The organism is Acidovorax sp. NO-1 (assembly GCF_000238595.1).
Classification (GTDB): domain Bacteria; phylum Pseudomonadota; class Gammaproteobacteria; order Burkholderiales; family Burkholderiaceae_C; genus Acidovorax.
This window is the reverse complement of record NZ_AGTS01000099.1, coordinates 35,047-43,917: the sequence shown is the minus strand read 5'-3', so window position 1 is coordinate 43,917 and position 8,871 is coordinate 35,047. Positions and strand designations below refer to the sequence as shown.

General features: G+C 61.8%; 6 protein-coding genes. 1 reads left to right on the top strand and 5 read right to left on the bottom strand.

Annotated elements, in window-relative coordinates:
- On the top strand, positions 1 to 215 hold a 215-nt coding region (locus KYG_RS24855; RefSeq protein WP_008905940.1), incomplete at its 5' end, for a hypothetical protein.
- A gap of 162 nt (positions 216 to 377) precedes the next feature.
- Here KYG_RS24855 and KYG_RS15850 read toward each other — a convergent pair.
- From KYG_RS15850 to KYG_RS15830, 5 genes are all read right to left on the bottom strand, one after another.
- Positions 378 to 1,574, bottom strand: a complete 1,197-nt coding sequence (locus tag KYG_RS15850; RefSeq protein WP_008905939.1) for a ribonucleotide-diphosphate reductase subunit beta — start codon at positions 1,572 to 1,574, stop codon at positions 378 to 380.
- 136 nt (positions 1,575 to 1,710) lie between these two features.
- A complete protein-coding gene (locus KYG_RS15845; RefSeq protein ID WP_008905938.1) occupies positions 1,711 to 4,653 on the bottom strand; it encodes a ribonucleoside-diphosphate reductase subunit alpha in 2,943 nt (980 codons plus the stop codon).
- 365 nt (positions 4,654 to 5,018) lie between these two features.
- Positions 5,019 to 5,648: a 1,6-anhydro-N-acetylmuramyl-L-alanine amidase AmpD gene (gene ampD, locus KYG_RS15840; protein ID WP_034694958.1), complete on the bottom strand. Its 630-nt coding sequence runs from the start codon at positions 5,646 to 5,648 to the stop codon at positions 5,019 to 5,021.
- Positions 5,632 to 7,149, bottom strand: coding sequence for a sigma-54 dependent transcriptional regulator (locus KYG_RS15835; protein ID WP_008905936.1), 1,518 nt, complete (start codon positions 7,147 to 7,149; stop codon positions 5,632 to 5,634). Before KYG_RS15835 ends, ampD begins: the two co-directional genes overlap by 17 nt.
- Positions 7,150 to 7,160: 11 nt before the next feature.
- Positions 7,161 to 8,864 (bottom strand): nitrogen regulation protein NR(II), encoded by a 1,704-nt coding sequence (locus KYG_RS15830; protein ID WP_008905935.1) that lies wholly within the window; start codon positions 8,862 to 8,864, stop codon positions 7,161 to 7,163.
- Positions 8,865 to 8,871 lie beyond the last annotated feature (7 nt).

Below are 8,871 nucleotides of genomic sequence, written 5' to 3'. Positions count from 1 at the left end.
CCGGTGCCGCTGCCTTCTTGGCAGGTGCGGCCTTCTTCGCTGCTACAGCCTTCTTGGCGGGAGCGGCTTTCTTTGCCGGTGCTGCTGCCTTCTTGGCAGGTGCAGCCTTTTTCGCTGCTACAGCCTTCTTGGCGGGAGCGGCTTTCTTTGCCGGTGCTGCTTTTTTAGCGGCTGGTTTTTTCGCAGTTGCCATCATGTTCTCCTTGGGTCAATAGACAAAGAGCACTCGCTGTCTGCATTGGACAGAAAGTGATCCATGGGGATGGAGAGGAACTCCATCCCCATGAACACGGAAACGCCCCACTCGCAGCGCCCTGCGGCGCAGTTGTGAGGGGACGTGGTGTAGATATCCATGGTGGTGTGATGCGAAAAAGACGCTAGTCCCAGGACAGCGCACCACCGGACTGGTATTCAATAACCCGGGTCTCGAAGAAGTTGCGTTCCTTCTTCAGATCGATCATTTCGCTCATCCACGGGAACGGGTTCTCTTCGTTGGGGAACAGCGTTTCCAGTCCGATCTGTGTAGCACGCCGATTGGCGATGTAACGCAGGTAGCCTTTGAACATGGAGGCGTTCATGCCCAGCACGCCACGTGGCATGGTGTCTTCCGCGTAGCGGTACTCCAGCTCCACCGCCTTGAGGAACAGCGCCTTGATTTCGGCCTTGAATTCGGCTGTCCAAAGATGGGGGTTTTCGAGCTTGAGCTGGTTGATCAGGTCGATGCCGAAGTTGCAGTGCATGGACTCGTCGCGCAGTATGTACTGGTACTGCTCGGCGGCACCTGTCATCTTGTTCTGGCGGCCCAGGGCCAGGATCTGCGTGAAGCCAACATAGAAAAACAGGCCTTCCATCAGGCAGGCGAAAACGATCAGCGACTTGAGCAGGGTCTGGTCGTTCTCGGGGGTGCCGGTGTGGAAGTTTGGATCCATGATCGCCTCGATGAAGGGGATCAGGAACTCGTCCTTGTCGCGGATGGATTGGACTTCGTTGTAAGCGTTGAAAATTTCGCTCTCGTCCAACCCCAGTGACTCCACGATGTACTGGTAGGCGTGTGTATGAATCGCTTCTTCAAACGCCTGGCGCAGCAGGAACTGACGACACTCTGGCGCTGTAATGTGCCGATAGGTGCCCAGCACGATGTTGTTGGCGGCCAGAGAATCGGCAGTGACAAAAAACCCCAGGTTGCGCTTGATGATCCGGCGCTCGTCGTCCGTCAGGCCGTTGGGATCCTTCCACAACGCGATGTCGCGCGTCATGTTCACTTCTTGGGGCATCCAGTGATTGGCGCAGGTTGCGAGGTACTTTTCCCACGCCCACTTGTACTTGAAAGGCACCAGCTGGTTGACGTCGGTCTGGCCGTTGATGATGCGCTTGTCGGCCGCATTCACCCTGCGATGTGTGGCAGCTGCAGGTGCTGCTGGTGTTGCCGACGAGGCAGTCATCGATGCGTGCACTTCCTGCAGCGACGGGGTCTGGAAAGGCAAAGGCGGCTGTCCCGCCAGGTGGCTCTTGTTCAGTCCACCGTCCAGTTGATTTTGCGATGAGGGTTTGACTTCTTCGTCCCAGGTCAACATAGATTTTCCAGTGTTCGGATTATGAAAGCAGTGCTGCGAAAAGAAAAGCACTCAAGCGTTGTCCAGCAACGATTTGTTGCTTCACAGCACACGCGCGACGCCCCGCGATAACCCAAGGCGTCGCGCAGCACGTGCGTTATTGGCAGGCCTCGCAGCCAGGATCATCGATAGCGCAGAACTTGACGTCGGTGGCAGGCACTGCGGATGTCTGCTGGGCCGCTGCTGCGGCCGCAGCTTCCAGCGCGCTGGGTCTGGCGTGGGGGGCAGCCAGAGAAGCAGAGGAGCCACCATCATTGCCTGACGAAACTGCGTTGAGCTGGCGCGTGTTGACCGTGCTCATCTCGACGTGCGTAGCGCTTTGCGTGCGCAGGTAGTAAGTCGTCTTCAGACCCCGGATCCAGGCAAGTTTGTAGGTGTCGTCGAGTTTCTTGCCCGATGCGCCGGCCATGTAGATGTTCAGGCTCTGTGCCTGGTCAATCCACTTCTGGCGGCGCGAGGCTGCCTCTACCAGCCACTGGGGTTCGACCTCGAAGGCCGTGGAGTAAAGCGCCTTGATGTCCTGCGGCACGCGGTCGATGGGGTGCAGCGAACCCTTGAAATGCTTGAGGTCCATGATCATGACGTCGTCCCACAGCCCCAGGCGCTTGAGGTCACGCACCAGACCACCGTTGATGATGGTGAATTCCCCCGACAGGTTGGACTTGACCGACAGGTTTCCAAACGAGGGCTCGATCGACGCATCGACGCCGATGATGTTGGAGATGGTGGCGGTGGGCGCAATGGCCACGCAATTGGAGTTGCGCATGCCGTCCAGCGCAATCTTCTTGCGCAGCGCATCCCAGTCGAGCGTGGAAGAGCGGTCCACTTCCACATAGCCGCCCCGGGCCTGCGCGAGCATGTCCAGCGTGTCGAAAGGCAGGATGCCGCGATCCCACAGCGAGCCCTTGTAGCTGGAGTACTTTCCGCGCTCCTTGGCCAGTTCGGTGGACGCCCAGTAGGCGTAGTAGCAGATGGCTTCCATCGACTTGTCGGCGAATTCCACCGCCTCTTGCGAAGCGTAGGGGATGCGCAGTTCGTACAGGCTGTCCTGGAATGCCATCACACCCAGGCCGACCGGGCGGTGGCGCAGGTTGGAATCGCGGGCCTTCTTGACGGCGTAGTAGTTGATGTCGATCACGTTGTCGAGCATGCGCATGGCGACCGTGATGGTTTTCTTGAGCTTGTCGTGGTCGATCTGACCGTCCTTGATGTGCTGCAGCAGGTTGACCGAACCGAGGTTGCAGACGGCGGTTTCGGTGTCGCTGGTGTTGAGCGTGATCTCGGTGCACAGGTTGGAAGAATGCACTACGCCAGCGTGCTGCTGGGGCGAGCGCACGTTGCAGGCATCCTTGAAGGTGATCCAGGGGTGGCCGGTCTCGAACAGCATGGTCAGCATTTTGCGCCAGAGGTCCGTGGCCTGGATCGTCTTGGCGGGCTTGATCTCGCCACGTGCAGCCTTTTCTTCGTAGGCCACATAGGCCTTTTCGAAGTCGGCGCCAAACAGATCGTGCAGGTCGGGCACGTTAGAAGGGGAGAACAGCGTCCAGGTGCCCTTTTCCATCACGCGGCGCATGAACAGGTCAGGGATCCAGTTGGCCGTGTTCATGTCGTGCGTGCGGCGGCGATCGTCGCCGGTGTTCTTGCGCAGTTCCAGGAACTCTTCGATGTCCAGGTGCCAGGTTTCCAGATAGGTGCAGACGGCGCCCTTGCGCTTGCCGCCCTGGTTCACCGCCACGGCCGTGTCGTTGACCACCTTGAGGAAGGGCACCACGCCCTGCGATTCGCCATTCGTGCCCTTGATGTGGGAGCCCAGGGCGCGCACGCGAGTCCAGTCGTTGCCCAGGCCGCCAGCAAACTTGGACAGCAGGGCGTTTTCCTTGATCGACTCGTAGATGCCATCCAGGTCGTCGGGCACCGTGGTCAGGTAGCAGCTGGACAGCTGCGAGCGCAGGGTGCCACTGTTGAACAGCGTGGGGGTGGACGACATGAAGTCGAACGACGAGAGCACTTCATAGAACTCGATGGCGCGGGCTTCGCGATCGGTTTCATTGAGCGCCAGGCCCATGGCCACACGCATGAAGAAGGCCTGCGGCAGCTCGATGCGGGTTTTTTTGACGTGCAGGAAGTAGCGGTCGTACAGGGTCTGCAAACCGAGGTAATCAAACTTCAGATCGCGGTCTGCCTTGAGTGCGGCGCCCAGGCGTTGCAAGTCGTACTGCATCAGGCGCTCATCCAGCAGGTCGTTGTCCACGCCCTTCTTGATGAACTGCGGGAAATATTCGATATACGCCTGGCCCATGCCATCCTGCGTCACCTCGCGGCCCAGCACTTCGCGCACGATGGTGTGCAGCAGCAGGCGGGCGGTGGCATAGGTGTAGTCCGGGTCCTTCTCGATGAGGGTACGCGCAGCAAGGATCGAGGCCTTGTAGACCTCGTCCATGGGCACACCGTCATACAGGTTGCGCATGGTCTCGGCCACGATGGGGTCGGCCTTCACGTCGGCACCGAGGTTCACGCAGGCTGATTCAATCAATGCCTGCAGGCGGTGCGAGTCCAGTGCGACGCGCTCGCCGCCATCGAGCACATGCAGCAGGGGAATGGACACCGCAGGGCTTTGCTGTTCGGCCTGGCGGGCGCGCTCTTGCGTACGGCGCTCGCGGTACAGCACATAGGCGCGGGCAATTTCGTGGTGGCCGCCACGCATCAGGCCCAGCTCGACCTGGTCCTGCACATCTTCTATGTGGAAGGTGCCGCCGCCAGGACGGGACCGCATCAGAGCGCGTGTGACGTTGCTGGTCAACGTATCGACCACTTCGCGCACGCTGGCGGAGGCAGCGCCCTGAGTTCCATGAACGGCCAGAAAGGCCTTCATCATTGCGACGGCGATTTTCTGCGGTTCAAATGGCACGACCGCGCCATTTCGGCGAATGATCTGATAGTGCGCTAGAGAGCTGCCAGCCATTGCTTGCGCGGACTGGTTGGCTGGTGCCTCGGTGGGCGTGGCGTGGGGCGTGGAAGGCGTGTTCAAAGCAGCTTGCATGGGATCCTCTTCTGTGGGCTGTCTGGGGAACGGTGCGGAGTCTAGGTGCCGCAGCAGTAGGTGGGTGGTGCGGCAGGCGGCGGTCTGGCGCACACTATATATGGTGTGTCGCAGGCATTCAAGACACTACCGGTAGTGTACCGCCGTAAATTCACCGGAAATTTGAAATCGCCTGTTTGCGATGCCAAAAGACGATGGCCTCGCCCCCGCAAAACCCTTGTCGCCACAAAAAAGCAGAGCGAAACTCACGCAAGGAAAGGCGTTTCCGGAGATTTTTCTTCCACAACCCGCATGACGTCTGGGGATGCGGGTATGTGCGGGCGCACAATAAAAAAAGAGCTTGACGAGCTGCTTCGCCAGTGGAGTCAGCGGATGCCTTGCTGGCCAGGACCGGTGGCAGCAGGAAACCGGCGCGCTGGCCAGTTCAGGGATTGCTTCAGCTGCGCCCAGTCGAAACCCGGGCCCGGGTCATGCTTGCGGCCCGGTGCTATGTGCTCATGCCCCGCTACGTGTTTTATGGGGTAACGGCGCGCGATATCGAGGCAGAGCGAGGCCAATGTCCGGTACTGCGCGGGATCGAACGTGTGTCCTTCCAGACCCTCCAGTTCGATGCCGATGGAATCGTCATTGCATTGGCTGCGTCCGCGGTAAGCGGATTGACCCGCATGCCACGCCCGGTGGTCGCAATCAACAAACTGCCAAAGAGCGCCGGACCGCTCGATGAAGAAGTGCGACGACACCTTCAGGCCCCGGATGCTCTGAAAATAGGGATGGGCGTCCCAGTCGAGGGTGTTGGTGAAGAGCTGCTGCACGGCGTTTCCGCCATATTCGCCGGGCGGCAGACTGATCGAATGCACCACGATGAGGTCGATGGGGGAGCCAGCCAGGTTGGGGCGCGCACCGTGGTTGGGAGATTCGAGCCTCGTGGCCGCGCGGTGCCATCCCCCGTCCCAAAGTGGGAGTCCTTCACCCGCCGTTTCAGTCGATCTCGTCATGCGGATCCTGATCATTCGGGACGGCAATGTTCAGTCGGGCGATACGGTAGCGAATCTGGCGCAGACTGATGCCCAGCCGGGCTGCGGTGGCTGTCCTGTTGAAGCCCGCTTCGCGCAGCGCGCGGATCAGGATGTCCCGCTCCAGCTGGTCGAGCCATGCCTGAAGATCGTTGGGCAGGGGTACAGTGCAACCTACATTGCCAATGGCCGGGGGCGGTGGATAGGGCTGCGGCCCTTCGGCATTTGGTGGGCTTGTGGGCTCGGGGGAGGCCCTTGGGCTGGAGGGGGCCGATGACCCCATCGGCCAGTCCACATTCAGTTCATCACCGTCGCTGAGGGCGACGGCTCTGTGCAGCAGGTTTTCCAGTTCGCGGACATTCCCGGTCAGCGGGTGCGCCGCGATGGCTTGCAGTGCCTGCTCGGTGAGAGAGGGTACTGGCATGCCAGATTCCTGGGCGATGCGCGCGAGCAGCGCGGTGCACAGCATCGGCAAGTCCTCCCGGCGTTCGCGCAATGGGGGAATGACGATCTCGATCACATTGAGCCGGTAGTACAGATCCTGCCGGAACCGGCCTGACTGCACGTCGGCGGCCAAGTCGCGATGCGTGGCGCTGACAATGCGCACGTCCACCGTTTCTTCCTGGGTCGATCCAAGGGGGCGCACGCTGCGTTCCTGGATGGCGCGCAGCAGCTTGGATTGCATGGCCAAAGGCAGATCACCGATTTCATCCAGAAAAAGTGTGCCTCCGCGCGCGGCCTGGAAGTAGCCGTCCCTGTCCTGGCTGGCGCCGGTATACGAACCTTTGCGAGCGCCAAAGAACTCCGCCTCCAGAAGGTTCTCCGGGATGGCTCCGCAGTTCACGGCCACCAGAGGCCCGTCCGCGCGCTGGCTGCTGGCGTGCAACGCCTGTGCCACCAGTTCCTTGCCCGTGCCCGATTCCCCGTGGATCAGCACAGGCGCCATGCCGCGCGCCACCTTGGCCACCCGCTGTTTGACGTTGCGCATGGCCTCGGAAGTTCCGACCAGGCGGTCCAGGGCAGTGCCCGCCGCCAAGGGGTCGGCGCTGAAGTTGCCCTGCCGGCCTTGCACACCCCCGGTACGGGCAGCCCGGGGGGCGGGCACACCGCCGGTCCCCTGCACTGCCGATGCAACCACCGAACGGAACTGCTTGAGATCCACCGGCTTGGTCATGTAGTCGAATGCACCGGACCGCAAGGCTTCCACGGCATTCTCGGCAGAGCCGTAGGCGGTCATGACCACACACCGCTCGCGGCGCTGTTGCTCGCGAAGGTCCTGAAGCAATTCCATGCCAAAACCGTCCGGAAGCCGCATGTCGGTGATGACGGCATCGAAACGGTGCGCCTTGAGCTGGTCCCGGGCCTCCTGCACACTGGAGGCGGTCTCCACGCGGTAACCTTCGCGCAGCAGGGTCAGTTCGTACAGGGTCCGAAGATCAGGTTCATCGTCGACGACAAGGATGGAAGCAACAGGGGCGTTCATGGCAAGGTGTTTCAGACCACGATGGTGTCAAACAGCGTGGCGGATTCGGTAGGGCGGGTCGTGCGCCGGAACCCCACGGTAAAAGCGTTGCCACCTACCTCGCCACGCAGTGTGGTGCGGGTGAGACGCTGGTAGCTGATCGAAGCCCCATGGCGCTGGCAGAGTTCGCGGCATATATAGAGCCCGAGTCCACTCGAGCGGCTCTCCGAGGAAAAAAATGGCTCGAACAGATGGCGCTCTACCGATTTGTCCATCGGGGCGCCGTCGCTCCAGACTTGCAGGCTGATCTGGCCTGACGGTGCGGCGCGGGTGGTGACGGTGAGGGAGTCCGGCTCCTGACCGACGTACCGCAGCGCGTTGTCCAGAAGGTTGACCAGCACCCGACGCAGATGCTCGTTGTCGAATTCGACCTGCGTATTGCCAGCTTCCAGCAGGACCACGCCACGGCGCTGCAACGGATCCTGCGCCTGCCAGTCATTCCATATCTGGGATACCGTTTCGTCCAGAGGCAGGGTGGACGCTGGCGCGTGGCTGATCTGGTGCTGCACGCGGGCGATGTCCAGCACCTCCTCCGCAATGCGTGCCAGGCGGTCGGCGTTTTGCTGGACCATGTGGGCCAGGCGTTTTTGGGCAGGGTCTTTCAGATCCTCTTCCAGGAGCGCATTGGCTTGCACGATGGCGGCCAGCGGATTGCGGATTTCGTGGGCCACCGCAGCAGACATGCGCCCCATGGCGGCCAGCTTTTCGGTGCGCAGGCGGGCTTCCATTTCGCGAAGATCGTGCAGGAACATCACGCACAGGCGCTCGGTGTGTGCGTGGCGCGCGGCCTCGCGCGTGGAAGTCAGCCAGGTCCGCACATGCAAGCCGGTCGGGCTTTGCCCCGGATGCAGCAGGTCCACATCAGCGGTTTGGGGCTGCTCCTGCCGGAAGGTACGCCGCGCCAGCAGAACCAGCGGATTCCAAGGCGGCAGGGAGGCCAATGCGAACGGCAACTCGGGAGGCGAGGCGCCGCCCAGCAACTGCAGCCCTGCCGGGTTTGCCAGGCGTACAACGTCGCCTTCGTCCACGACGAGGACGCCGTCGGTCAGGTTCTGGATCACCAGGGCGCTCACCTGCGTTTGCACCCGGGCCGCGATCTGGCTCTGTAGTGCCAGTTCCTGCTCGCGCGCCAGGCGCACCGCCAGCTGGTGCACGAGGTAGCTCACGATGAAATAGCCCGTGCCGGTCAGCGCGCTTTGCAGGTAACGGGGGGCGTCGTCGCCCGCAGTGCCAGAGCCTACCCACCATGCCCACCCCAGCAACAGCAACGTCACCGCTGCCGTTGTCCCCAGCGCCAGGGTCAGCGTTCCGAGGACGGCCGCCATGAGAATGGGAAGGCCAAACAGGGGGGTGTAGTTCATGGCCCCCGCGTTCAGAAGCTGAAGGGCCGTGATGGCTGCCAGATCGACCCCGATGGAAGGTAGCCATTGTGGGCCGGCTCCGGGTGAGGGCGGCTGTTGGGCTGTCAGTACGCGCAAGGTGATGGTGGCGACGAGATAGGCGGCGCAGACAGCCAGAACGGCAGGCTGGGTGGCCTGGTTGATAGCCTGGCTTGCGCCCTGCAGTACCAGCAGCGCTAGCGCAACCATGGCCCGGCCGGTCAGGAACCCGCGCCAAAGGCGCACGAATGGCGCCTCCAGGGCAGGTGCAATGGCGTCCGCAGACAGAGGTTGCATGGGGTGA

Excerpts from the sequence above, each read along its gene's own strand:
- ampD (WP_034694958.1), bottom strand. The coding sequence starts at position 5,648 with ATGACGAGATCGACTGAAACGGCGGGTGAAGGACTCCCACTTTGGGAC.
- KYG_RS15845 (WP_008905938.1), bottom strand. The coding sequence starts at position 4,653 with ATGCAAGCTGCTTTGAACACGCCTTCCACGCCCCACGCCACGCCCACC.
- KYG_RS15830 (WP_008905935.1), bottom strand. The coding sequence starts at position 8,864 with ATGCAACCTCTGTCTGCGGACGCCATTGCACCTGCCCTGGAGGCGCCA.
- KYG_RS15835 (WP_008905936.1), bottom strand. The coding sequence starts at position 7,149 with ATGAACGCCCCTGTTGCTTCCATCCTTGTCGTCGACGATGAACCTGAT.
- KYG_RS15850 (WP_008905939.1), bottom strand. The coding sequence starts at position 1,574 with ATGTTGACCTGGGACGAAGAAGTCAAACCCTCATCGCAAAATCAACTG.